Genomic DNA, 24,549 nt, shown 5'->3' on the forward strand with positions numbered 1-24,549 from the left:
GGGCGGATCAGGCTGGCATCGCGAAGGGTAAGGTGTGCCCCAGCACATGGTCGCATTCGACTAGGCGGGCGTTGCTGACGGCCTGGCGCTCGCCGCATCCGGCGCACGCGAGTAGGGTGCCCCCTTGCATGGTCTCGAGATTCGGCGCCTTGGCATGCGTGATGTGCTTGCAGTGGTTGCAGCGGACGCTGATTGCGGTCACGCGGTCGAGGTTGCCATCGCGGTTGCGTACTGCATCAAGGTCTAGAACGTAGAAAAGGCCTGTATCGGGCATTGGGGCGTACCAAGAAATTTTGGCGGATGTTCTCCCGAACGATGCCTCCATCTTGTGATGGTCGTCCGCATTCAGCATCACGATTTCCTGAACTGTTGCGCAGATCGTCGCTACCTCACGCTCGCCTGAGCCCGCTGCTGATAGGGTCGTGACTCATCAAGGAGGTGCGGCATGCCCATCAGGGCGGTTGTATACGTGAGTGGTGCGGGCGAGGGAATCGCCGGCGACAAGCTGGGCCTGTCCAACGGAAAGCTGGATCAGATTGTGGACGACGCGGCCCGGTTTAACCGTAATGCTGGGGTTACGGGGGTGCTCCTCTTCGATGGCGATCGCTTCCTCCAGTACCTGGAGGGGCCGGAAGACGGGTTGTCGGTGGCGTACTCCCGCGTGTTGGGCGCCAGCAGCCACAACGGGCTAGTGGAGCTGCAGCGGGGCCGGGTGGGGCAACGCCGCCTGCCGTTCTGGCCGATGAAGTGGCTTCCAGTCGAACCAGCGGAACTGAAACGATTAGCTCAAGCCGACTGGACCCGATTCAATCAGCGCGGCGACGCCGAGCATGCAAATCCAGCGGCCATGGATCTGCTGGCCGCGCTCGTAGAGCCCTTCGCAATAGCCGCTTGACCCGGCCTCGCATCGGGAAATTCAACTTTCTGCACCCGGCGCGGCAGGCGTTCCACGGCATAGGCTCGGGAAAAATCGCGGGCCTATGTAGTTGAATCCATGGCTAAAATGTGGAGCCTCATAATCCCTTGGTTTCAGGTTCGAATCCTGATGGGCCCACCAATTGATGATCCTATGTTGTCCGATGAAGGCTGAAATATCCTGAAAAATCAGGTGTTTCGGCCTTTTTTGCGTCTGATTGCGTCCTATGCGATCCGGCAGAATCCAGACTTCTCTGGCGGTATCTTTGGCGGTAACCTCCACCCGCTCCACACTTGTTACCGCCAAGTCAGTTACCGCCAACATGCCATTGACCGACACCGCCATTCGCAAGACCAAGCCCACCGCTGTCGTGCAGAAGCTACGAGACGGCGGAGGCCTGTACCTCCTGCTGAAACCTGATGGCGCCAGATGGTGGCGCTGGGACTATCGGCGTCCTGTGACCGGCAAACGCAACACGCTGTCTCTCGGCACCTATCCAGAGGTGAGCTTGGCATCTGCGCGCGAGCGCCATGCTGCTGTGCGAAAGCTGTTGGCTGAAGGTGTTGATCCCGGTGAGCAGCGCAAGGCGCAGAAGGTGGCCAGCCTGGAACTGGCCACCAACACGTTTGAGGCGCTGGCACGTGAGCATCTGGCGATGAGAGCCAAGAAGCTGTCTGCCGGGTCGGTGAAGCGAGAGACGCGCTTGATCGAAAAGGATCTGACGCCGTACATCGGCCAACGACCCATTGCAGCGATCACAGCACGTGAACTGTTGGAGACGCTGCGCAAGATCGAAGGGCGAGGGGCTGTCGAGACCGCACATCGGGCGCGGCTGCTGGTCAGCCAGGTATTCCGATACGCGATAGCGACGGGCCGTGCCGACAGGAACGTGGCGGAAGATCTGAAAGGGGCCCTTGCTCCACCCGAGGGGCGTCACTTCGCAAGCATGACGGAGCCCAAGCTGATTGCTGACCTGTTGCGTTCAATGGACGGCTACCAAGGTTCGCCGATTGTCATGGCTGCGTTGCGTCTGGCACCCTTGGTCTTCGTGCGCCCCGGTGAGCTTCGTCGTGCGCGATGGGCGGATATCGACCTTGAAAGTTGCGAATGGCGTTTTACGGCGAGCAAGACTGGCCAATCGCACGTTGTTCCTCTGGCTTCGCAGTCTGTGGCGATTCTTAGATCGGTGCACCCGCTGACGGGACGGAAAGAGTTCGTGTTCCCCAGTGTTCGCGGCAAGGGGCGCCCGATGAGCGAGAACACGATCAACGCAGCGCTACGTCGCCTTGGCTACGACTCTGACACGATGACCGGGCACGGCTTCCGCGCGATGGCACGAACGGTGCTGGATGAGGTGCTGGGTTTCCGTCCGGACTACATCGAGCACCAGCTCGCACACGCTGTGCGTGATCCAAACGGACGGGCATACAACCGTACGGCTCACTTGGTCGAACGGGCGAAAATGATGCAGGCCTGGGCGGACTATCTGGACGGCCTTAGAAGCACCCACTGACCTCCCGTTCTTTCATCTATTATTTCTGACTTGCTGTTTTTGCTGGTTACAGTGGTAACGCTGGTTACACCGCCGCCAAACGTCTTCTAAATCAGTCGGTTGCGTCCATTTTCGGAGCGCCGCATTCACTGGTTACAGCTGGTTACGCTGGTTACAGCGGCGCCCTATCGATCCACATTGGACGTATGTGGATCGATGGCGCGCGCCGGTTGAATTGCTCTGCCGCAGCCTTTCCGGCCAGCGGGTGGCTTTGAGGGCCGCCGAGTTGTCGCCATGACGGCCGATTACCAGACCCAACCCGCCGGTAATCGATAGTTCGCTCGCCGCACATTTTGCGCCGTTGGCCTGCAGCAGCAGGTTGCCAGGGCGCGTCCGTTTGTCCTGCGCAACCAGTCGTGGCGGCCTGACTGCTGCGCTCGCTTGCAGCTCCCGCCAGTTGTCTGGCACGTCGCAAGGTTGAGGTGTCAAGGGGAATTGGTCATGTGTAATTTTACAAAATACTGTAGAAATTTTCCTTACACACCGAGCTGCGTGAGTTGAGCGGCAGCTGTCTCTAGCCTTCTAACCAAGCCCACAACACAGGGCGGCGGTTGACGAAACGTCAGCCCCGCGACCTCTCACATGCTTGGTTCCTCCGCCCCTTCGGCGACCGCACCTGGTCAGCCTGCCGATCATTCCCGGCCTGACGCCGTACGCGGTGAGCGCTTCCTGCGCAAGCCCGAAGTACTCAGCCGCACCGGCATTTCCCGCTCGCACCTGTACTGGCTGATGAAGCGCGGCCGGTTCCCCGCATCGATCCCCCTTTCCCCGCGCGTGACTGTCTGGTTGGAGTCGGACGTGGACGCGTGGATTGCCACCCACATTCCCGATACCCACCTGCGAGTGCAGCCATGAAAGACACCCTCATCCTGACCATCTCCAACCAGAAATTTAGCCTCAGCCCGGCAGAGGCCAAGTTCCTGGCTGAGCATCTGCGCACGGCTGTGGCACAGCCGAATCTCGGCTTGAACTTCTCACAGCAGCGAACTGGGCAGGGCGGCCGCATCTCGCTCTCGCGCTGTGTCGCCGCTAGCCGTACCACCACCGATTGCTGAGGTGCTGCGATGACCGGTTCCAAGGCTTTCCTGCGTTGCCCGCATTGCGATACGCCCGCCATCGTGCGTACCAGCGTGCTGCATTCCAAACTGCTGCGTGAATCGCTGCTTCAGTGCCGCAACGCGCTGTGTGGCCATACGTTCTCGGCCTACACCGAGATCGTGCGTACGCACGCGCAGAGTGCCTGCCCGAGCGGAGACGTCTGCCTGCCCATCAGCAGCCCCGCAGAGCGTGCCGCGCTCAGTGCACAGGTCGCGCAAGAACCCGTGACGCCTGGCAAGGCACGGCGATGACTCACCTATTGACAGCGCCAGCACAACCGGCGCAGCATTGTCCCGTCGCCGCACAATCGGCGACCGGGTTTGACAGCCCGAACCCTGAGGCGCACCAGCGCCCATCGACCGATGCACGGCGCTTTTTTATTGCCTGCTGTGTCGTCGCGGGCGATTGCTTGCCAGTTCTATGGCGGGCGGTGCGCGGAGGCCGCAAGGCCTGCCGGTCCTCAGGCCGGTCTGTCAACCGCGTACCGTTCGCCACCTCGTTTGACAGCGCGGTGGTGGACCTCAACTTACCTGAGGACCCTGCCATGTCTCATGACACCCTGGCCGCGCCGTCGCGCTTTGCCGCCCGTATTGCTCACCACCTCGGCGAAATCGCCGACACCCTTGATTGGGACCATTGCCGCTGGCTGACGCTGACTGCGCGCTTGGAGGCCACCGGCAAAACGCCTGATGCGCTGACGCTGGGCGAGGTGCAGCAGGCCATTGCGGCAACCGTGCAGGAAGCTGCGCGATGAACGCTCTCTCCCTAAATGCTGCCGCCATCAATGACGATGCGGCCACGCATGACTTGTTCAGCGCTGCGCGCCAGTTGCAGCGTATCCACACGATGCCTATGGCTGCGCTGTCGCAGCTGGTCACCGCGCTGGAACGCTGCCCTGGTGCACTGGAATCCCTGACCGTGGGGCAGTTGCTGGCCATGGTCCGTGATGCGGAGGTGGCTGCATGAACGTTGATACCGTGAGTGTTTCCCGCGTGCCGGGCGTGGCCGACGGCGCGCTAAGCGCCACTATCACCGATGGCTGGTTCGATGCCGAGCGAACCGCCACTATTGTCGAGGTAGCCCGTCGCATTGAGCGGCTCCACAGCAAGGCGTCGCGTCGTCTTGCCGCTCTCAGTGACGAATTGGATCAAGCGCTGGAAGGCCATCCGTTGGAGGACCGCCTGCGCGAACGTCTGCTGTGGCCGCTGGAGCGCGATTGCGTGGAGCTGGCCACCGTTGCGGCGCGGGTGCGCGTGCGCCTGTCGTTGTTTGCACCTGCGCAGTCGCAGGAGCAGTTTGATCGAGGCATGGCCTTGCAGCTGGAGGATCTGCAAGCAAAGCCGGCTGCTGCCGAGCCGCCGCAAGCGCCCGCGCCCAGGGCCGCACGCATGCCCTTTGGCTACTGGATCAGCGAGGACAGCTTCAATCGCCTGGAGCGCGCGCGTTCGGCCGCGCTGCTGCTGGCCAGCGTTGATGAGCGCATGGCTGTGCCGTTTGACGCTGTAGCATTCAGCGCCGCCTATGTGCATGAGGATCTGGCCACTGTGGTGGCCAGCGCCAAGCACCGCAGCCAGCTGGAGGCCGACGATGATGCGGCCTGACAGCTTCCTGGCCACCCTGCGCTCGGCGGGGCTGATGCTGGATAGGGCGGTGGCAGATGGCCGTCTGCGGCGTGTACGGGCCGAGGGCGATGGCAACGGTCAGCGCAGCGGCTGGTATGTGCTGCACGCAGGCCCGCCGCAGGCTGGTGCTTACGGCAACTGGAAGACCGGACTTAATGAGTCCTGGTGCGAAGTTGGAAGCGAGGCGCTGAGCGAGGCCGATCGCGGGACGCTTCGCGAGGCCGTGGTGCGCGCACAGCGGCAGCAGCAGGCCGAGCGTGCCCAACGCCAGGCTGTGGCTCGGCAGCAGGCGCGAGAGCGCTGGCAGCGCGCCAGCGCCGCTGCCCCCGATCATCCCTACCTGGTGGCCAAGGGCGTGGGCACTCACGGTCTGCGGCAGCTGGATGGCCTGCTCTTGGTGCCCTTGCGCGATGCACAGGGACGGCTGTGGAGCCTGCAAACCATCGCCGCCGATGGCAGCAAGCGCTTCCTGGCCGGTGGCCGTAAGCGCGGCTTGTACTACGCCGTGGGCCGCACGATTAGCGACGTGGTGTGTATCGCCGAAGGCTATGCCACCGCCGCCAGCATCCATGAGGCCACTGGTCACCCCACCGCTGTGGCCTTCGATGCCGGGAACCTCGAGCCGGTGGCCTGTGCGCTGCGCGCCAAATTCCCCACGGCAGTGATCGTGGTGTGCGCCGATGACGATGCGGCCACTGCCGCGCGGCTTGGCATCAATCCGGGCGTGGCCAACGCCCAGCGCGCCGCCGATGCCGTGGGCGGGGTGGTGGCCATGCCGCCGCGGCCACGCCATGAGGCTACTTCCTGATGATTTTCCTCTTTATCCCGAAGGCGCGTAGCGCCGACGCGGCACCGGAGCCCCGTGCATGAACAACGTCACTTCCGTCGATTTCAATGATGCCGCCAAGAGCGCCGGTACCGGTGCCGTACGCGGATCTATTCAACGCGCCGTGCGCAAAGGCACAAAGGGCAAGACCAAGGGTGAAAAGCGCGTCGCCGACAACGACAGTGGCAGCGCTGTGCGCGCCCACTACCAACTCAGCGAGACCGGCGTGTACTACGTCGGAGTCACCGAGGACGGTGACCTGGCCGAGCCGGTGTTTGTGTGCTCGCCGTTGAAGGTCGAGGCCAAGACCCGCAACAGTCAGAGCGAGGAATGGGGGCGGTTGCTGACCTGGACCGATGCCGATGGACATCCTCATCAGTGGGCGGCACCTGCGGAAATGCTGGTAGGCGATCCGCGCGAGTTCGTGCGACAGCTGGCCGCTGGTGGCGTGGAAATGTCGGCCCACCGCAACACCATGCAACGCCTGTTGGCCTACATCATTCAAGAGCGCATCGATACCCGCGCCCGCAACGTCGCTGTGCCGGGCTGGCATGACGGCCGCTATGTCTTGCCCAATGGCGAAAGCTACGGCAATGGCACTGAGCGGCTGGTCTACCAGCACAGTGGCGGATTGCAGCATCACTACGCGGCCGTTGGCTCGCTGGAAGACTGGCGACGCGACGTGGCTCGGCGCTGCCAGGACAATTCGCGTCTGGTGCTGGCAGTTTCGGCAATGTTTGCCGGTCCATTGCTGCACTTCACCGGCGCTACAGGCGGTGGCTTCCACTTGGTAGGCGGCAGCAGTAGCGGCAAGAGCACGGCGCTGCGCGTGGCGGCCAGTGTGGTCGGTCCTCCGGAATATGCCCGCGAATGGCGCAGTACAGCCAACGGTCTGGAAGGCGTAGCGGTGCTGCACAACGACGCCACGCTGATTCTGGACGAACTGGCGCAGATCGATCCCAAGCAGGCCGGTGATGCGGCCTATCTCCTGGCCAATGGCAACGGTAAGAGCCGCGCCAACCGGGCCGGCGAGGCCCGTGCGGCGGCACGATGGCGGGTGCTGATCTTGTCGGCCGGGGAGGTCGGGTTGGCCCAGCACATGGCCGAGGTGGGCAAGCAGGCACGGGCTGGTCAGTCCGTGCGCCTGGCCGACGTACCCGCCGAGACCGAGGGCGGACACGGCGTGTTTGAGCGTCTGCACGATGCCAGCGACGGCGCGGCGCTGTCGGCTCTGCTCAAGGACGCCGCCGCGCGCACCTACGGCGCACCTTGGCCGCTCTGGATGGACTACCTCACCCAGCAGGATAGCCCGACGCTGACCGCCGCGCTGCGCGAATCGACCGACCGATTCCTGGCCAACTATGTACCTGAGGATGCCTCGGGCGAGGTGCGCCGGGTGGCCGAGCGCTTTGCTGTTGTCGCCTTTGCCGGGGAATTGGCCAGCAGCTGCCGCCACCGCATCACCGGCTGGCCAAAGGGAGAGGCCACACGCGGTGTCGCCGCGTGCTTCCAGGCTTGGCTGCAACGTCGGGGCGGTTCCGGCAGCGCCGACACCGACGAACTGCTCTCGCGCGTGCGTGCGTTCTTTGAGGCACACGGCGAAAGCCGTCTTGAGCCGCTGCGCAGCCCTGAAGGCACTGTGCCGGTGCGCGATCGCGTAGGTTTCCGGCGCTTCGATGAAGTTGGATTGACGGAATACCTGGTGCTGCAGGAAGCGTTCAGACGGGAGCTATGTGCGGGCTTCGATGTGCGCTTGGCCGCACGCACGCTGGCTGAGGCCGGATGGCTTAAGCGCAGCGCTGACGGCAGGCCCTCCCAAACCGTACGTGTCCCAGGCTTGGGCGCCGTCCGCGTCTTCGTCTTCGACCCTCGCAAGGTTCACGACAGCGGCCTGTGAGCGGCGCTGTCTTTCATACAGCTCGCCGACACAGTGTCGGGTGAGCCTACCCCCGCCAGATCTTTTCAATGGAGATTCAACATGAACGACAACCAGAGCATCAACACCACTACTTCCGAACCGGCCATTCAATTCAGCGAAGGGAGCGAGGCTGCGCCGGTATCGGAGAACAGGCAGCGGCTGAATGAGCTGGCACAGCAGTTGGCCAGTGCAGTGCAGCGCAAGCGCGCACTGGTGGCCAAGGTCGATACGCTGCAGCGCGCCAAGCTGGCAGCACAGGGCGATGCCGCCGCTGCTCGCCAGCAATGGAGTGCAAAGCTGCGTGATGCCGATGGCAACCTTACTCGCGATATTCAGAAGCTGCGCGCTAGCGAGCGCTCTGCGCTCTCGCTGGCAGAGGAATATGAGGCAATGGAGGGCGAGGTTGCGGCCGCCTTGCCGCATCTGGAGCTGGAGTTGGCTGAGGCTGCGGATCGTTGCCTCAGCACAACGAACGGTGTCATCAGTGAGGCTGCCAATCAGGCCTATGAGCAATTGCTGACAAACGTTGGCGAAAGCCTAGCGGTGGCTTTCAAGCTGTTCTCGAAGGCGGAGAACGGGGGCGTGAACCATCGGCAGGCAACCAATGCCGACGAACTGGCCAGCAAGTTCTTCGGTCGCCTCGGCAACGCGGTACGCCATCGTTTGGACGATGCCACAGTTACTGAGCAGGTTGCGAAGCGCTTGGCGTTGCCGCCGATGGATATGGGCGAGGTGAATATGCAGCTGGCGGGTAGTATCGCCGCCCGTATCCGGCGGCGGGCTGAACTCAACGCAGAGGGTTCGGCGTGAATGATATTCCTGCCGATGCCGCTATCGGTGAGGTTCTGCCCGCACTCAGCGCGGGCAAAGCCGGGACAGTGACGGCCTTTTCCTTTGGTGAGCCAACGCCCGTGCTGGACTCGCGCGGGTTGTTCGACTATCTGGAATGCTGGCGCAGCGGTCGCTATTACGAACCGCCGATCACCCTCAGTGGTCTGTCGCGCACCACGCGCTCCAATCCGTTCCTGCACAGTGGCCTGATCTTCAAGCGCAACATGCTGGTGCGCACCTTTGTGCCGCATCGATTGCTGGACCGCACCGCGTTTTCGCAGCTGGCCTTGGACTACCTGGTCTTCGGCATGGCCTACCTGGGGCGGCAACTCTCGCACTCCGGGCGGCTGTTGCAGCTGGAAACGTTGATGGCGCAGTACCTGCGCCGTGGCGTGCAGCCGGGTGAGTTCTTCCAGGTGCGCGCCGGGCGAGTCGAGCACGAATTTGCACTTGGCTCGGTGTACCAGCTGCGCGAGGCCGATACCGATCAGGAAATCTACGGGATGCCGGAGTGGCTCGCCGTGGTGCAGTCGGCGCTGCTCAACGAATCGGCAACGTTGTTCCGTCGCCGGTATTACACCAACGGTTCGCACGCCGGGTTCATCCTTTACATGACCGACCCGCAGCCGGAGGGTATGGACGTGGACGCTTTGCGTGAGGCGCTGCGAGACTCGCGTGGGCCAGGCAATTTCCGCAACCTGTTCGTGCATTCGCCCAATGGCAAGAAGGACGGGTTGCAGCTGATTCCTATCAGCGAAGTTGCCGCAAAGGATGAGTTCACTGGAATCAAGCGCGTGACCCGTGATGACATACTGGCGGCGCTGCGCATCCCCCCGCAGCTGCTCGGTATCGTTCCGCAGAATGCCGGTGGATTCGGTTCGATTCGGGATGCGGCCACGGTTTGGGCGTCGATGGAACTGGCACCCCTACAGTCGCGTATGGCCATGGTCAACGAGTGGCTCGGCGAGGAAGTCATTACCTTCGCCCCGTTTGACCTGGCGCCCGTAGCACCCTGACGGCTTGCCCGGTGAGCCGGTGCCGAGCCGAGCCGAGCCGAGCCGACCAAGTAGGCCGCCCAGGGGCGGCCTACTTGCGTTTCGAGGGAGTATCCGTGGTGGGTGCGGCCGTAGTGACGTTGTGGCGGTGAGCGGCTCGTCACGTAAGCCCGTCAGCGGTGCGATGCCTGGGCAGCAGCAGTGGGTCATGCGCTACTACGACGCTAGATGTAACCGGTGTAACCAGTCTTCCCCCATGACTGGTACGCACCAAAATCATACGCAAGTCGTTGATATGTATGGATTCGAGGCGCACTGTAACCAGCGTACCAATGTAACCAGCAAAAACAGTGAGTCAGAATTCTCAAGCAGGAAACGGCAGGCGGCAAGGCAGCAGTGATATCGGCAAGACCGTTGGGAGACAGGAGAAGCGGCAGCGGGAGAGGGGCGACAGTGCCCGGACAGGGGCTGTAACCAAAAAAGTGTTCCACAACCCCATTTCATAGCTTTCCTGAAACACTGTAAGTAGTGGTGCGTTCTTCTTGGACGCTATTGGATGCCCTCTTGCCTCCATTCTTTGGCGACTGCACGTCTGGCATCCATACGACCGCTCAACTCCTCACCAATCACCCCCATTTGGTGCAGGGATTCGCAGGTGGCGGCATGACCCCTCAGCGCCCCCGACAGCCTTGCTGGGCCTGCTGCTGGCCCGTGCGCAGGTAGTGCAGAAAAAGCACCCTATGAAGTGCGCAGGCGTGGCGGGGAGACGAGTGCGCGCGCGCGTGGAACAATGGCGCGGGCGGGGCGCCCACCGGCGTGGTGCCTGAGAGTTGTAAGAGCAGGGGCAAACGGTCACGCTTGCTGAGATTCGTAAGGAGAGGCTGATGTTCAACTTGAAAGCAACACCATACGTTCTGGATGCGTCCGGTGAGGCCGCTGTACGGAAGAAGCTGGAGGAAATCGAAAGCCGGGTAGCCTTGCTTCGGTCCATCGGGACACTAACCGCCGAGACTCTGCAGAACTACTATGGTCAACGACGTTTCGAAGAGGTTGCGCAGTCGAACGCACTGGAGGGTAGTACGCTTAGTGTGGGTGAGACCCAGCTCGCCCTGATGCGTGGTGTCACATTCACGCTCACTGGCCATGACCCAGCATATGTCCGTGATGCTATCGCCTTAAACGAAGCCCTTGATCGTATCTCGTTGCTTGCCACGGATAGAGACAGGCCGACGGATATTGAACAGCTGAGGACCGTTCATGAGCTGGTTTTGGGCGGCCGGCCGAGTGCAGGACTGTTCCGGCGTGAAGAGGTGATCATAAGCGGATCCTCACATCGCCCACCGCGTGACTGGGCCGGCGTTATGTCGGGGATGGAGGGCTGGCAAGCATGGTCTAGGGAGAATGCCCTTGCACCCGCACCAATCCGGGCTGCAGTACTACATGCATGGCTGACGCATGTCCATCCATACCTCGATGGAAACGGGCGGACCGCTAGAGCAATTGGGAATCTAGAGCTCATTCGTGCGGGTTACCCTTCGATCATCATTAAGAAGACGGAGCGAGACCTCTATATAAACGCACTAGCTGACTCAGACATTGGCGGAGACATTTCTGGATTTTTGGAGCTTATTCTCCGAAAGGTTGACGGCAGCCTCCGAGGACTTGAACTCGCTGCAAACGCTAAGCAGGGCTACGACGCGGTTGCGCAGAAAGTTCGCCATAGGCAGCAGCGTCTGCTTCAGATATGGGAAACGAGTGTCAAGCTGCTGGCTTCAAGCGTGGAACTGCACTTGTCTCAGTTGCTGGAGCCTGTTGGAGGAAAGTGCTTCATTCGTCTCTATGAAACGCCCCTCGATCTTGAGGACTATCTTGATATCTGTGACGGAAGGCCTGTTTCGCAGAGTTGGGCTTTTGAGGTGAGAGTGGACCTGCCTGGGTTACCACGTGTCGAGCATCTCGCATGGATCGGATATCGGACGGACTTGGTTAAGGCGCGGCTTGGAAGTGGTGGGCCGTCGCTGTTCTGGTCCCATCGAAATCCCGAGGCATATCCAAAATGGAAGGCAGACGGAAATCGCTCGCCATACGCTGCGGAAATTACATCTGACGTGGGCAAAGGCGACGAATGGATTGTTCGAAAATGTGACGGAAACCTTGAGCAGCTAAGTCTGGTAGAGCTGTCGCAAAAGGTTGCAGGCGCTCTAGTGGATGAGGTGCTTCAAGACTGAGAGACGATGGTATGGCGGTGAGCCGATCAGGTAGTGAGACGCGGCTCGCCAGATCGATGTCTACTGTCATGTGCATACTCAATGGCGGTAACTATGGCGGTAACTCAAGAGGAGCAATTCAGATTCGCCCATTGAATGCTGGGTTCCTGGAGGTTTTGTGGTTGCTGGTGGGCCACCAACCGACCTCGCATGACCGGTCGCAGGCCTCATCGCTCCCCCCGCGCGACCTGCGGCGTCGGTATCATCTGATCCGCACACAGGGATCGACCATGCCCAACACCGATATGCCGGTGGAAGACTTCACCACCGAAATCGAAGACAGCCGGCACCTGTTCGCCTGGTGTCTGGTCCACCATGGCCAGGTGCCCGAGGCGCAGGCGCTCGAACAGGCACGGAAGCGCTATCCCGACCAGAGCCCCGGCCGCGAATACGAACACGCGCTGATCTTCCACGACGAGCCCTGGCACTGGGCGATGCTGCACGTGAAGGGCGAAGGGTATTGGCAGCAGCACCCGGAACTGGCGCATCCGTCGCTGGACTACGAAGCCGAATCGGACGCACTGTGCCTGGCCCGCGGTGAGCAGGTGCCGCTGCTGGATGAGGACGAGTACCTTGGCGCGCTTGCGCATGCACGCCACATGCGTGCATGGACGCTGGTCCATCAGGCGGGTCGTTCGCCGGATGAAGCGCGCCAGGAGGCGCTTGGCCACTATGCGTATCATCCGCGCCATCATCGCGGGCGATTTCAGGTTCACGATCCGCGTGACGGCTGGTGCCATGTGATGAGCGCGTTGCATGGCAACGACTACTGGGCGCGACCCGAGCTGCGGGAACCGCCACAGGCCTATTGGAGCGAGTCCCGCGCCTTTGTTTTGGCGCAGGGAATCCGCTTGCCGGACCCTCCGGGCTGAGGCCTGCTCAGCCAGCGAAGGCGCAGCTCCATCGATCACCGCACTCTGTGCCGAATGACACATGCCCTGCCATTTCTGCTGGCGGGAAGATGGCGGCATCCTGAAGTGGAGTGATCTGATGCCTGTTACGCTCAGTCGTCGCACCTTCCTGGTCAATGCCGCGGCTGTTCCGGCGGCCACGCTCATTCCCACCGGTGTTGCCACCCCGGCGCGGCCAAGCGTCACCACCGCGAGCCTGATCGACGCGGAACGCGGCGTGATCCGCTCGGCCATGGACGGCAGCGGCATCGGTGCCGCTGCCGTCTGCCTGGTCGAAGGCGGGCAGGTGCGCTGGACTGAAGGCTTCGGTCACGTATCAGGCCAGGGCAGCGTGCCCGTAGACGCCAGCACGATGTTCAGCATCCAGTCCACCTCGAAGAATTTCGCGGCGGTGGCGGTGCTGTTGGCCGTGCAGGACGGCATCCTTGATCTGGACGCGCCCATTACCCGCTATCTGCCGTCGTTCACGGTGCGCAGCCGCTTCGAGCATGCTCCACAGGAGCGCATCAGCCTGCGCCTGCTGCTTGCCAATCGCGCGGGATTCACGCACGAGGCGCCACTGGGCAACAACTACGAACCGGCGTCGCCGGGCTTTGATGCGCACGTCCGCAGCATCTCGCAGACATGGCTGCGCTTTCCGGTGGGTACGCGCTATCGCTACTCCAACCTGGGCTTCGACCTTGCCGGTCATGTCCTTGAGCAGGTTGCGGGCATCAGCTATCCGGCCTGGCTGCAGCGCCGGATCTTCGAGCCGCTGGGAATGCGCGACAGTACGGCCGATGCCTCGATCTACCTGGCAAGCAAGGGGCGGGCACTGGGAACCCAGGAAGGCCATGCGCAGGTACCGCCGGTGACGCCGCTGGTGGTGTCGGGAGGCGTCTGGACCAGTGCCGCCGACATGGCGAAGTATCTTGGCTTCCTGCTCGGTGGCGGCCGATCCGGTGCGCAGCAACTGCTCGAGCCTCACCTTTGGGACGAGATGCATGGTTTCGGCTTGGGCGGTGACTACGGGCTCGGTGTGATGCGCAGCGAACGCCTCTACGGCAGTACACCGGTGAGGCTGCTGCACCACCGCGGCGGGGGGCTTCGGATTCGGGTGCGTGTTCACCTACTGCAGGCAGGCAAACGCTGGATTTGCCGCGATGTTCAATCGCGCGACGTCTGCGGGGTACGGCATCGGCGAGCGTCTGCTCGATCAGCTGTTGTCGGCGCGTTTCGGGCCCCGTCAGCCGCGTGTGCCCCTATCAAGCCTGGCGCCGATCAGGTTGACCCAGGACCAGATGCAGCAGATGGCGGGAAGCTGGATCGGGCGCAGCGGCAAGGCGAAGATCGGGGTTGCCGGAAACGGGGAGCTGCAACTGCATCGAGGGGCGCACGCCGAGGGTACCCGCTTTGCGGCCATCGACGGCGATCAACTTTTCACTGTGGACACCGATGGAGAGGTTGCGACGTACCGTTACCATGCGGCGACGGACATGCTGCCGGCGTACCTGGAATGCAGCAACGGCGAGGATGGCCTGGACCAGAACGATCCCATCGATGGGCCCACCGGGCCGCAGGCGCCCCATTGGCAACCCTGGCTGGGACGCTATCGCGTTGACCAATGGGGCAAACCATCGATGTTCGTTGTGCTGGAGCAACGACACGGCTGGCTGTACATCGATGGCATCCGCCTGGTTGCTGAGGTGGAGCCAGGATTGTTGTTCACCAGCGATGGCGAAGCGGTGGATTTTCGCGGCTCCCAGCCGACATGGCGCAACCTGCGCCTGCGGCGCGTCGCGCCCATGGGCCAGGGGTGATGGCGGCATGCCGCGCGCTCATCCGCGCCGCCCACGCCCATCGATGCTGTAACGTCCCGCCCCGGTGCACGCCAGCAGCAGGAAGCCGCCGGCGAGGCCCAGGTTCTTCAGGAACATGATCTGCTGGGTCTGGTCGGCGAAGTTGTGGTGGAAGATGAAAGCGGTGACCAGGCTGAAGCCTGCGAGCACGACCGCCACCAGCCGGGTCTGGAAGCCGAGCAGGATGCACAGGCCGCTGCCGATTTCGAACGCGATGGTCGGCCAGAGCAGGATGCCGGGTACTCCCATTGCCTCCATGTAGCCCTGGGTACCGCTGAGATCGCCGAGCTTGCCCAGCCCGGAGACCAGGAACAGGGCCATCAGCAGGATGCGTGCAAGCAGGTAGGCGAGCGAATGCGATGAAGTGCTCACGTCGAGGTCCTCGGAGATGGCCGACGCAGGCGATCGGAGCCCACCGGCAGTGAAGCCCGTGTCTACGCGCCGGGCAAGGCGCCTTGACAGCTGCCGCGCTGCAGTAGACCTTTCCCGCATGACGATCGATATTGAATCGCTCAGCCTTCGCGAGCTGGGTGCCCTGGTGGTTGCCGCTGAACAGCGGAAACAGCTCATTTCCAGCCGCCGTCCGGCCAGTGCGGTGCGGCGGATGCTGAAGGCCGCCGCCGCCGAAGCCGGCTACACCCTCGAAGAACTCTTTGGCGGCCAAGCCTCGGAAACACCTGCGCCCGCCCGCAAACCCGCCCGCCGTAAATCCGGCAAAGTCGCGCCCAAGTATCGCGACCCGGAGTACAAGCGCCTGACCTGGACCGGTCGCGGGCGCATGCCGCGCTGGTTGGCGTCCAAGGTGTCGATGGGCCACAAGGTCACCGATTTCCTGATTCCTGGTTTGGCCAGGCCGACCGCTGGCAAGACCAGCACCATCGGCAAGCGGACCGTCATCAAGAAGGGATGAGGCTGCAGCACTGCTACCCTGCCCGGGTCTTTCAACCAAGGAGCAGGGGATGGCACACGCGAGTGGCATGACGATCACGCCGAAAGTCCTGCACGCCGCCGCAGGCGCGGCCGTGCTGGTCAGCCTGCTGGCCTGGGCGGTGGAATGGAGCGGGATGGCCTATGTCTGCCCGTACTGCCGCGTGCAGCGCACGGTCATCGGCGTGCTCGGCCTGCTGACGCTGTTCGCGCGCCCGGGGAGCCTCACCGTGCCCTGGTTGTCGTACACAGCGGGTGGCTTCGCCTTCGTGGTCGCAGCGATGCAGCACTTCAACGGTTGGAAGCGCATTTCCGCAGGCGACTTCAGTTTCAATGAGCAGTGGTACATCAACCCTTGGCTGTTGTCGGGCTGCGCGATGCTGATCCTGGTGGCGCAGCTGATGCTGGTGCAGGCCGCCTGCCGGCGCAGCTTGCGCTGAGTGTTTCCACGCATGGCGTGGAACTACCCGTTCTGAAATACGGCCAGCTGCGCGGCGAAGGCGCGCTGGTAGGCGGGCCGCTGCGTCGCGCGGGCCACATAGGCGGCCACCGTCGGATACTCGTCGAGCAGCCCGCTGCTCTTCAGGCGCAGCAGCACCGAGACCATCATCAGGTCGCCCACGCTGAAATCGCCATCCAGCCACGGCGCCTTGGCCAGCCATGTCGACAGTTGCGCCAGCCGCGCCCGAACCCGCTCATCCAGCATTGGCAGCCGCTGTGCGTACCACGGCTGCTCGCGCTCCAGCACCCAGGCCATGGAGCGCTCAACGATGGGCGGTTCCACCGTGTTCAGCGCAGCGAACACCCACATGATCGCGCGCATGCGGGCGTCCGGATCGCGCAGCAGCAGGCCGGGGTGCTGTTCGGCCAGGTGCAGGACGATGGCGCCGGATTCGAACAGGGTCCGGTCGCCCTCCTGCCAGGTGGGAATCTGCCCGAACGGATTCCGTGCCAGGTGAGCGGGCTGCTTCATCTCGGTGAAGGTGAGCAGTTGTACGTCATAGGCTACCGACAGTTCCTCCAGTGCCCAGCGCACGCGCATGTCACGGGCCAAGCCCTGGCCGCGGTCGGGGGAGGTGGCGAAGGCGGTGAGGATGGGAGGCATGGGAGCGGTCCGCGGTCAAGGAGGGCTTTGATGATCTGACGAGCGAGTGCGCCGTAAATCGACATGCGGGCGGTGCCCTGCACGTTGCCTGCACGTGCTCTGCACGCACGCACTGTCCTGGATACATCAGTCTGCCGGGGTCATCCGCAGAGACAGGTAACAGGCATGAATACCCCCGGAAAACCCAAGCCCAGTTGGCGCCAGAGAAACGTGCTGATGGGAGCACTCGTTGCGGTCCTGGTGATCGTGCTGATCATCCTCTTTGTTCCTTGGTGACCCTGCCCAGGATCGCTCGATGTGATCCACGCGCCACCGCCGCGTGAAAAAGTCAGTGCGGGTTGGGTGAAGTGATGTACGTATCAATCGTTGCTCACCTGCGAACCACACGAGCGTGTCCAGAGTGGATCCACAGGCAGCGCAGTCGAGGCTGCTTTTCTCCCCCGAAACGACGACACAGGAGCAACGCCATGAGCACCCAGTCCACCATCGAACACCGTCTCAACGACCTGATCGAGATCGCCCGTGACGGCAAGTCGTTCTATGAAGAAGCCGCAACCAAGGTGAAGGATGCCGAGCTGTCGGCGCTGTTCACCCGCATTGCCGGTGTCAAGGGTCGCATCGTGGCCGCATTGAGTGGCTCGGTGGCCGCCAGCGGCGGCAAGCCGGCTGAGCACGGCACCGTGGTCGGCTCGATGCAGCAGTTCTACGGCAAGGTGCGTGCAGCCTTCGGTGACACCAACTATGGCTATGTGGCCGAGCTGGAAGAATCGGAGGACCGCCTGCTGGGCGCGTTCAAGGACGTGCTGAAGGACAACGAGCTTCCGCCGGCGGTCCGCCAGGAAGTCACCCAGCTGTTGCCGGAAGTGCAGGAGTGCCACAACGTGATGCGCGCGCGCAAGCATGCGATGAAGGCGGCCTGACGATCAGCGGCGTCCCACTCCCCAGGGACGCCGCGGCCGGGGCGGCACCGCTGCCCCGGCCACCCTGAATCGGTCGCTGCTACACTCTTGCCGGTTCCGCACTGCCAACAATGAGCACCATGAACTACGGGAACGGTCCGCAGACAGTTCGCTGAGCCGCAACAACGACGCAGACGTTGTTGCGGTGAACATCCCTGCGATGCATGCGAAGTGGATGGATCACCGCCGGACTCACTCTGGGCGGAGACTCCCCATGTTCAATCGACAGGCCCCGCGTTGGGCCCATACTCTGCCATCGGCCATTGCGCTGATGGCGCCGTTCGACCTCTTGGCCTCGCTGGCCATGGATATCTATCTGCCTGTAGTGCCCTTGATGCCCGGCGCGTTGGGAACATCGCCTGCGCGGGTGCAATTGACGCTGAGCATCTACCTGCTGGTGCTCGGCGTCGGCCAACTGTTGTTCGGCCCGTTGTCCGACCGGATCGGGCGCCGCCCCGTGCTGTTGCTGGGGGCGCTGCTGTTCACCGTTGCCTCGTTCGCGCTGGCGCTGTCCAGCAATAGCGGGTTCTTCCTGGCCTGGCGCACAGTGCAGGCGATTGGCGCGTCGGCAGCGCTGGTAGCGACATTTGCCACGGTCCGCGACGTATACGCGGATACACCGCAGGGGGCGTCCTTGTATGGACTGTTCGCTTCGATGCTGGCCTTCGTACCGGCGCTGGGGCCGATGCTGGGTGCACTGGTGGCTGCGGCAGCAGGCTGGCGTGCGATCTTCGTGCTGCTGGGTGTGCTTGGCCTGGTCGCCGTCCTGCGCGCGCAACGCCTGTGGCAGGAAACCCGACCCGCAGGGCGCAGAGACGCTGGACCGGCACTGCAGAGAATTCTTCGCAGTGGTGCCTTCTGGGTCTACACGCTGGGATTCAGTGCCGCGATGGGCGCGTTCTTCGTGTTCTTCTCGATCGCACCGCGCGTGCTGGTCGAGCGCATGCAGTACTCCCAGATCACGTTCAGCCTGGCGTTCGCGACGGTGGCACTGATGATGATCCTCACGTCGCGCATGGCGAAGACGTTCATCGCGCGCTGGGCGGTGCCTGGCACATTCGTGCGTGGCCTGTGCGTGATGGTGGGGGGTGTGTTGTTGATGGCGCTCGCTGCGGAGTTGCCACTGTCATTCGCCAGCGTCGTGCTGCCCATGTGGGGCATCGCGGCGGGGCTGGTGATGGTGGTTTCGGTGGCTGCCAACGGCGCGTTGAGTGAGTTTGCCGATGCGTCGGGTATGGCGGTGGCGCTCTACTACGCGATGCAGAGCCTGATCGTGGCCTGCTTCGGAACACTGGCTACGGTGCTGCTGCCGGGCGATACGGTATGGCCGCTGGTGGCCTATGGGCTGTTGCTGCCAGTGGCCAGCCTGGTCGCCGCGGCGATGTTGCGCGGCTGCCGCTAGCCTCGGCCGGTGATAAAAAAAGGGCGGCCATCAGGCCGCCCAATCCTTCATGAGAACACGTGACGGGAACTAGAAGCGCACCGACCAGCGCACATTCGCACTGTGGTCGCGGCTTTCACTGCCGTACTGGCCGTTGTAGCCCAGTTCCAGCTGCTGGCGCTCGGTCAGCCAGGCCGACAGGCCCAGTTCGGCCACCACCGCGTTGTCGGCGATCGGTGCGCCGTTGACCGCGAACGTCGCGCTTCCGTTGGCGAAGGCCAGGTTGGCGACCTGGCTGCGATCACCGGAAGCGCGGCGATAGCCGACGCCACCACGCAGGTGCAGCCAGCTCTCCTGCTGGAACGAAGCCTTCAGTCCCTTGTCGAAGCGCAGACCGGCAGTGGCAATCGTGGTTCCGGTATCGTCCACCTTGCCCTGCAGTGCCGCTGCTCCACCGCGTTCGTTGACGCGCTTGAGGTCCACTTCGACACGTGCGACCTGCAGGTAGGGCTCCAGCCCGGCTTCCGGGCCACCGAAGCGGTAGCCGGCTTCGATGAAGGCTTGGCGGGTGCGGGCGTCGTAGCGTGCGCTCAGGCTGTCGCTGAAGCCTGCGAAGGCGACATCACGCGTGCTCTTCACCTCGTGCTTGCTCCACGCCACACCACCGCGCAGGCCGAAACCGCCCCAGTTGTGGCTGGCGTAGGCACCGAAGTGCGTGTTGTCGATCTTCGACTTGGCGCGACGGTCCTGCTGCTTCACGTCGGTTCGGCCCGTACCGGCCAGCACGCCGACCTGCCAGCCGGAGAACTCGCGGTCGATGCCGACCAGCAGGCCGTTGCTGTTGGCTTCGGTGCGGGCAGTGTTGACGTCACCGTCCAGCTTGCTGTTGCCACCGATGGCCTGCACCCATGCACCCGTCGCGTCACCCACGTCGCTACCGGGTGCGGCGGCGCCGGCACGGCGTGACAACGCGGCATCGCGCACGTAGCGGCTGCCCTCGACCAAGGCGATGGCCGTGGCCGGATGCAGCTCGCCGCTGAGGCCATCGAGCACGCCTCCAACCTGCTGCGGGAACAGCTGGGTCAGTGGTTTGGGCAGGCCCTGGGCGATCGGCAGCAGGTCGGCGGCGGCCGCCACGGCACGCTGGTTGGGCGTGTGCGCGGCGGTGGTCAGTGAAGCGCCACGGGCGACGTCGATGCGCGTGCCGTTGGTGCCGTAGGCCAGGCTGAACTGCAGGAATGGGGAGAACGCGCTGAAGTCGGTCTTGGCGAACTGGCCGTTGATGCCTCCGTCGGCACGCAGGAAGTTGAACTGCTCGCCGAGGTAGTACACACCCGGCTCCGGCAGCGCGACCAGCGTGCCGCCAAGGGTGGCGGTGCCGGTCACGTGCAACTGGTCACTGCGGCCACCCGGGGCCAGCTCGGCGGCATAGACGCCGGTGGCGCCCTGCACGTAGTTGCCGTTGATGGTCAGCGTGCCGATCGAGTTGCCCGGCGCGATGAGGCCGTCCACGCGGGTATTGCCGAGCGTGCCGACGCCCTTCAGCAGGCCATTGGCGCCGACCGTGGTGGTGCCGCCGGTCTGCGTGCCGTTGAAGGACACCACGCCGCCGTTGATCACCAGGTTGCTGTTGTTCAGCACGCCGCTGGCGCTGACCGTGCTCACGCCACCGGTAGTGGTCAGTGCGGTGGAGACCAGGCTGCCGTTGAGCAGCAACTGGCCGCCCTGTACTTCGACCGCCGATGCAAGCGTGTTGGCGCCGTTCAATTCCAGCGTACCGTCCTGCAGTACCGCGCCGTTGAAGCTGTTGTTGCCGCTCAGGCGCAGCCAGCCGATACCGGATTTGGTCAGCTTGCCAGGGCCACCGATGTCGTTGGTCCAGTTGTCCCAGGCATCGCCTTCCCAGACTTTCAGGCCGCCGGCCTTCTGGTTCATCACCACGTTGGTGTCCACGCGCAGCGAGCCGTAGCCCTCGATGGCCTTCTTCAGGTCCACCATGCCCCAGCCGTAGATCGGATCGATGCCTGCTGCACCCAGGTCGCGTGCGGTGGTCAGCAGCACGTCGCGCACCTGCGCGTTGTCCAGATAGGGGAAGCGCTCCATCAGCAGGCCGAGCGCGCCGGTGATGTGCGGCGCCGCCATCGACGTGCCGGTCTTGGTGCCATAGACGTACTGAGTGTTCTCGCTGTCGATGATCAGCCGCACATAGGCGGAGGTGTTCTCGACGCGGCCCTGGATATCGCCGGACACGATGGTGCTGACGATGTCGGTGCCGGGTGCCGAGATGCACCAGTTGGCGGCAACGCCGCAGATGCTAGAACTGCCATCGATCACATAGTCGGTTTCGCCCGCAGCGGCGTTGGGCCGGCGGACGTTGGCCACGGCAAGCCAGTACGGTTCCAGTTCGGGCTTCCAGCGCGGCATGGCGGCCGTGATTCCGGCGACCGCGCCGCTGCCGTTGCCAGCCGACCACACCTGGATGAGGGTGGAGCCCGGGGTATCGCCATTGCTGGCGTAGATGCTGCCGTACACGCCGTAGTCGGCCCCGATGTTGGCGTACTGCTGGTCCAGCGCGGCGGCGGTCATGTTGCGCGTGGAGATGCCCCAGCTGTGGTTGATGGCACGCACGCCCTGCGCCTGGATCTGTGCATACATGTCCAGCGTGGCGGCGTCATCCGGATCGGTGCGGTACACCGCGCGCGGGCGATAGTACTTGTCCGGATCCAGGCGCCACTCATAGTAGGTGTCGCCGAACACGCGGGCGGCGGTGAGATCCGCACCAAAGGCCACGCCATGCATGCCGGTGCCATTGCGGTTGGCGCCGATGGTGCCAAGTACATGCGTTCCGTGGTCGGCGTAGCTGAAGCCATAGGGCTGGCCGGCCGCGATGAGGCGTGCCGCGAGTGCGGCCGGAACGCCGGCACCGAGGCCGTAGTAGTTGTAGCCGGGCTGTTCGCCGCGGGTCTGCCCGCAGGCACCGGTCCCCGCGACCACACCCGGCGTCGCGCAGTGGGCACCGATAGTGATGCTGGAGGTATTGCGTCCTGCAAACTCCGGATGCGCCAGCGCGGAGCCCGAATCGAAAAGCGCCAGGCGTACGCCCTTGCCGGTCAGGCCGCGTGCATAGGCGTAATCCGCGCCCATCGCAGCCAGGCCCCAATCGGCGTTGAATTCATCGCTGCGCCAGCTGGCGGGATCGCCCGGGTTGCCAAGAACGGCGGTGCTGCTGGCGGCAGGCGCAGCGGTTGTCGCTGCGGGTGCCGTGCTGGCAGCGGGCTGCGCCCACGCGGCCTGCAGCTGGCGCTGCTGCTGCCAGGCCTCGAGTGATTCGCTGGCTATGGCTGGCAGTGCGGTGGCCAGCAGCAGCGAGCTGGCGACGGCAAGCGCCAGCGGGCGGTGCGACAGGGAGCGGGACGAACGGCCGTACAGCGGGTGATTCATCGGACAACTTCCTTGGTTGACGGACATCAAGGCCGTTAACGTCAAGGCGTGGCGATATCCCCCAGCAATGTGAAAGGAATTTTATGAACGCGTTAATGATTTGTGATCGGTGCATGACGTGGTTCCGCCGGGCCGGGCACCGCGACCTTTCTTTCCGAGGCCTTGGAGCCGTCCATGCGTAACGCATTGCGTAAACCACAGTTGGCGATATTGGGTAGTTCCGATCCTGGCAGCGACGCGTTCGAGCGCGCAGCTGAAGCAGGGCGTTTCCTGGCCGTGCAGGGCATCACGCTGGTCAGCGGCTGTGGCAGTGCCGCTACGCGGGTAGCTGCCGAGCAGGCGGTAGCCGCCGGTGGCCAAGTGCTCAGCGTGATCCCGGAAAGCGGCATGCCGGCAGCCGATTGGCCCGCCACGGTGGTGGTGCCCTGTGGCATGGGCGATGCGCGCAACCTGATCATGGCCCTGGCCGGTGATGCCTGCATCGTGATCGGCGGGCGCGCCGGTACGATCTCGGAGGTTTGCCTGGCCTGGCTGCACAAGCGGCCGCTGCTGCCGCTTGTCGGGGCCGGTGGCTGGTCCGATGCGCTGCCGGACAACCCGCCGGACGAGCGCGGCAATTCGCCGATCCTGCCGTGGCGCAACATTGATGAGCTGGCCGGGCAGCTGCGTGTGCTGGGGTTGCTGCACCGCTGAGTCGAGCGGCATCGGCCTTCACCCAGCGTCCCGTGTGCAGCGCTAAGGTGGCCCGGCCTGGGATCACCGGGCTTATCAAGGAGCGATGTCGATGCGTACTTTCGGGAAAGTGATCGCCGGTGTTGTGTTCGCGTTGGCCTGCAGCGGCTCGGTGGCCCTGGCCGGACCGGTCCAGCCCTGCGATCTACCCTGCTGGAAGGCTTACCAGGCATGTGTGTCCGGTGGTGGTGATGCCATGGAATGCCAGTACGAATACGATCGATGTGTCATGGAGCGCTGCGGCGCGGTGTAAGCCCAGCCATGCTCGGCTGAAGACGGGCCCCGTCCGTGACGGGGCTCTTCTGTTCATGCGCAAGGTCGGGCAGTCTCGACACATTCTTCCTGGTGGAGTGGAACATGGCCGTCAAGCGTGTCGTCGCCAACATCGCCACGCCCGATCCCTCACGTGCCGCTGCGTTCTATGGCGAGCTGCTCGGCATGCCGGTGGTGATGGACCATGGTTGGATCGTCACCCACGGCGGGCAGGGCAGTGCGCAAGCGCAGGTCAGCTTCGCCAGCGAAGGGGGCTCGGGCACGCCGGTGCCGGACCTGTCGATCGAAGTGGACAATCTGCAGGACGTGCTGCAGCGCATGCGCGCGGCCGGCATCGCGCTGGAATATGGCCCGGCCGACGAACCCTGGGGCGTGCGGCGCTTCTTCGTCCGCGATCCGTTCGGTCGGCTGTTGAACATCCTCGCCCACGCCTGAGCGGTGGATGGTGCCTCGCCACGCCTGACGGTGCGCGCGGGACGATGACCGTCTACCGGCGTGCTGGCCCTGCTCGCGGCATCCGGGCTGCTCCGGCAGCCCAGGCGCGCCTGAACGCGCCGCGGTCAGCCCTGCTGGCGTTGTGAACCGTCCCTCGTTGGCGTCGCTTCGGCCGCTTGCCGCTGCTGCCGTGCATTGGCGTGGCGAGCGTGCCCGCCTTCGCGGCCGATCGCTGCCATGTGCTGTCGGTTGCGGCTGATCGCCTCGCCGCCCTTGCGGCCGGCCACGCGTGCCTCGGCCGGGCTGAACTCGTGTGCATTGCCGGACGCATGCGCGGCGCGTCCTCCCTTTGCGGCGATCGCGCGCTGCTTGTCCTGGTCCATCGAGGCGAAGCCACGATGGGAAGTGCCGTGGTGCTGGTCGGCCATGGGAAGGCTCCCGTTGCATGGAAGGGAAGCTCATCCTTGCCGGTGCCCGGCTAACGGAGTGTCCGCACCGGTGCGGCTGCCTTCACGCCGCACC

At 63.9% G+C, this 24,549-nt stretch carries 28 protein-coding genes and 1 tRNA gene; 24 read left to right on the top strand and 5 right to left on the bottom strand.

Annotated features, from left to right (window positions below; translation table 11 throughout):
- Positions 1-7: 7 nt before the first annotated feature.
- On the bottom strand, positions 8-352 hold the full coding sequence (locus ROV93_RS17885) for a hypothetical protein (RefSeq protein WP_312540591.1): 345 nt from the start codon (positions 350-352) through the stop codon (positions 8-10).
- A 93-nt stretch (positions 353-445) separates the two neighbouring features.
- Between ROV93_RS17885 and ROV93_RS17890 the strand changes: the two genes are divergently transcribed.
- The 17 genes from ROV93_RS17890 (at position 446) to ROV93_RS17970 (ending at position 14,735) form a co-directional block, all read left to right on the top strand.
- Entirely contained in the window at positions 446-895 is a 450-nt protein-coding gene (locus ROV93_RS17890) for a BLUF domain-containing protein (protein ID WP_312540593.1), read from the top strand.
- Between the two features lie 79 nt (positions 896-974).
- Positions 975-1,057: transfer RNA gene (locus ROV93_RS17895), tRNA-Met, on the top strand.
- Positions 1,058-1,238: 181 nt separating this feature from the next.
- On the top strand, positions 1,239-2,429 hold the full coding sequence (locus ROV93_RS17900; RefSeq protein WP_227860004.1) for an integrase arm-type DNA-binding domain-containing protein: 1,191 nt from the start codon (positions 1,239-1,241) through the stop codon (positions 2,427-2,429).
- Between the two features lie 621 nt (positions 2,430-3,050).
- A complete protein-coding gene (locus ROV93_RS17905; protein ID WP_308304656.1) occupies positions 3,051-3,323 on the top strand; it encodes an AlpA family transcriptional regulator in 273 nt (90 codons plus the stop codon).
- A complete protein-coding gene (locus tag ROV93_RS17910; protein ID WP_235651451.1) occupies positions 3,320-3,523 on the top strand; it encodes a hypothetical protein in 204 nt (67 codons plus the stop codon). Before ROV93_RS17905 ends, ROV93_RS17910 begins: the two co-directional genes overlap by 4 nt.
- A gap of 9 nt (positions 3,524-3,532) precedes the next feature.
- The gene (locus tag ROV93_RS17915; RefSeq protein WP_235651450.1) at positions 3,533-3,817 is read left to right on the top strand and encodes an ogr/Delta-like zinc finger family protein; all 285 of its coding nucleotides are present in this window, start codon (positions 3,533-3,535) and stop codon (positions 3,815-3,817) included.
- 293 nt (positions 3,818-4,110) lie between these two features.
- On the top strand, positions 4,111-4,320 hold the full coding sequence (locus ROV93_RS17920) for a hypothetical protein (RefSeq protein ID WP_308304664.1): 210 nt from the start codon (positions 4,111-4,113) through the stop codon (positions 4,318-4,320).
- Positions 4,317-4,532, top strand: a complete 216-nt coding sequence (locus ROV93_RS17925) for a hypothetical protein (protein ID WP_308304657.1) — start codon at positions 4,317-4,319, stop codon at positions 4,530-4,532. The genes ROV93_RS17920 and ROV93_RS17925 overlap by 4 nt, the downstream gene beginning before the upstream one ends.
- Entirely contained in the window at positions 4,529-5,167 is a 639-nt protein-coding gene (locus tag ROV93_RS17930; RefSeq protein ID WP_308304658.1) for a hypothetical protein, read from the top strand. The genes ROV93_RS17925 and ROV93_RS17930 overlap by 4 nt, the downstream gene beginning before the upstream one ends.
- Positions 5,154-5,996 (top strand): toprim domain-containing protein, encoded by an 843-nt coding sequence (locus ROV93_RS17935; protein ID WP_312540602.1) that lies wholly within the window; start codon positions 5,154-5,156, stop codon positions 5,994-5,996. The genes ROV93_RS17930 and ROV93_RS17935 overlap by 14 nt, the downstream gene beginning before the upstream one ends.
- Before the next feature lie 58 nt (positions 5,997-6,054).
- On the top strand, positions 6,055-7,911 hold the full coding sequence (locus ROV93_RS17940; protein WP_308304660.1) for a DUF927 domain-containing protein: 1,857 nt from the start codon (positions 6,055-6,057) through the stop codon (positions 7,909-7,911).
- A gap of 81 nt (positions 7,912-7,992) precedes the next feature.
- The gene (locus ROV93_RS17945; RefSeq protein WP_308304661.1) at positions 7,993-8,742 is read left to right on the top strand and encodes a hypothetical protein; all 750 of its coding nucleotides are present in this window, start codon (positions 7,993-7,995) and stop codon (positions 8,740-8,742) included.
- A 35-nt stretch (positions 8,743-8,777) separates the two neighbouring features.
- On the top strand, positions 8,778-9,779 hold the full coding sequence (locus ROV93_RS17950; protein ID WP_308304665.1) for a phage portal protein: 1,002 nt from the start codon (positions 8,778-8,780) through the stop codon (positions 9,777-9,779).
- A gap of 863 nt (positions 9,780-10,642) precedes the next feature.
- Positions 10,643-11,986 carry a Fic family protein gene (locus tag ROV93_RS17955; RefSeq protein ID WP_308304662.1) on the top strand — a complete coding sequence of 448 codons (1,344 nt, stop codon included), beginning with the start codon at positions 10,643-10,645 and terminating at the stop codon, positions 11,984-11,986.
- Between the two features lie 269 nt (positions 11,987-12,255).
- Complete coding sequence (locus ROV93_RS17960; RefSeq protein ID WP_072167246.1) at positions 12,256-12,897, top strand: hypothetical protein; 642 nt, start codon at positions 12,256-12,258, stop codon at positions 12,895-12,897.
- 61 nt (positions 12,898-12,958) lie between these two features.
- Complete coding sequence (locus ROV93_RS17965) at positions 12,959-14,536, top strand: serine hydrolase domain-containing protein (protein ID WP_258012534.1); 1,578 nt, start codon at positions 12,959-12,961, stop codon at positions 14,534-14,536.
- A 19-nt stretch (positions 14,537-14,555) separates the two neighbouring features.
- Positions 14,556-14,735: a hypothetical protein gene (locus ROV93_RS17970; protein ID WP_258012533.1), complete on the top strand. Its 180-nt coding sequence runs from the start codon at positions 14,556-14,558 to the stop codon at positions 14,733-14,735.
- Between the two features lie 18 nt (positions 14,736-14,753).
- Here the strand turns inward: ROV93_RS17970 and ROV93_RS17975 are convergent, their stop codons facing one another.
- Positions 14,754-15,146, bottom strand: coding sequence for a DoxX family protein (locus ROV93_RS17975; RefSeq protein WP_019660763.1), 393 nt, complete (start codon positions 15,144-15,146; stop codon positions 14,754-14,756).
- 118 nt (positions 15,147-15,264) lie between these two features.
- Between ROV93_RS17975 and ROV93_RS17980 the strand changes: the two genes are divergently transcribed.
- Positions 15,265-15,684: an H-NS histone family protein gene (locus ROV93_RS17980; protein WP_005419573.1), complete on the top strand. Its 420-nt coding sequence runs from the start codon at positions 15,265-15,267 to the stop codon at positions 15,682-15,684.
- Positions 15,685-15,733: 49 nt separating this feature from the next.
- Positions 15,734-16,141, top strand: coding sequence for a hypothetical protein (locus ROV93_RS17985; protein WP_072167245.1), 408 nt, complete (start codon positions 15,734-15,736; stop codon positions 16,139-16,141).
- Positions 16,142-16,164: 23 nt separating this feature from the next.
- Here ROV93_RS17985 and ROV93_RS17990 read toward each other — a convergent pair whose 3' ends face one another.
- Positions 16,165-16,806, bottom strand: a complete 642-nt coding sequence (locus ROV93_RS17990) for a glutathione S-transferase family protein (RefSeq protein WP_072167244.1) — start codon at positions 16,804-16,806, stop codon at positions 16,165-16,167.
- A gap of 467 nt (positions 16,807-17,273) precedes the next feature.
- Here ROV93_RS17990 and ROV93_RS17995 point away from each other — a divergent pair, with 467 nt between their 5' ends.
- The gene (locus tag ROV93_RS17995) at positions 17,274-17,726 is read left to right on the top strand and encodes a PA2169 family four-helix-bundle protein (RefSeq protein WP_005419568.1); all 453 of its coding nucleotides are present in this window, start codon (positions 17,274-17,276) and stop codon (positions 17,724-17,726) included.
- Between the two features lie 253 nt (positions 17,727-17,979).
- Positions 17,980-19,167, top strand: a complete 1,188-nt coding sequence (gene cml, locus ROV93_RS18000) for a CmlA/FloR family chloramphenicol efflux MFS transporter (RefSeq protein ID WP_072167243.1) — start codon at positions 17,980-17,982, stop codon at positions 19,165-19,167.
- Between the two features lie 69 nt (positions 19,168-19,236).
- On the opposite strand, the gene ROV93_RS18005 is transcribed toward cml, so the two are convergent.
- On the bottom strand, positions 19,237-22,587 hold the full coding sequence (locus ROV93_RS18005; RefSeq protein WP_072167242.1) for an autotransporter serine protease: 3,351 nt from the start codon (positions 22,585-22,587) through the stop codon (positions 19,237-19,239).
- A gap of 174 nt (positions 22,588-22,761) precedes the next feature.
- On the opposite strand from ROV93_RS18005, the gene ROV93_RS18010 reads away from it, so the two are divergent.
- The 3 genes from ROV93_RS18010 to ROV93_RS18020 all read left to right on the top strand — a co-directional run bounded on the left by ROV93_RS18010 (position 22,762) and on the right by ROV93_RS18020 (position 24,027).
- On the top strand, positions 22,762-23,280 hold the full coding sequence (locus tag ROV93_RS18010; RefSeq protein WP_072167241.1) for a Rossmann fold nucleotide-binding protein: 519 nt from the start codon (positions 22,762-22,764) through the stop codon (positions 23,278-23,280).
- Positions 23,281-23,371: 91 nt separating this feature from the next.
- The gene (locus ROV93_RS18015) at positions 23,372-23,572 is read left to right on the top strand and encodes a hypothetical protein (RefSeq protein WP_072167240.1); all 201 of its coding nucleotides are present in this window, start codon (positions 23,372-23,374) and stop codon (positions 23,570-23,572) included.
- A gap of 104 nt (positions 23,573-23,676) precedes the next feature.
- Positions 23,677-24,027, top strand: a complete 351-nt coding sequence (locus tag ROV93_RS18020; RefSeq protein ID WP_072167239.1) for a VOC family protein — start codon at positions 23,677-23,679, stop codon at positions 24,025-24,027.
- A 125-nt stretch (positions 24,028-24,152) separates the two neighbouring features.
- Here ROV93_RS18020 and ROV93_RS18025 read toward each other — a convergent pair whose 3' ends face one another.
- Positions 24,153-24,455 carry a KGG domain-containing protein gene (locus ROV93_RS18025; protein WP_072167238.1) on the bottom strand — a complete coding sequence of 101 codons (303 nt, stop codon included), beginning with the start codon at positions 24,453-24,455 and terminating at the stop codon, positions 24,153-24,155.
- Between the last annotated feature and the right edge of the window lie 94 nt (positions 24,456-24,549).

Source organism: Stenotrophomonas maltophilia group sp. msm4 (assembly GCF_032025605.1).
Lineage (GTDB): Bacteria > Pseudomonadota > Gammaproteobacteria > Xanthomonadales > Xanthomonadaceae > Stenotrophomonas > Stenotrophomonas sepilia.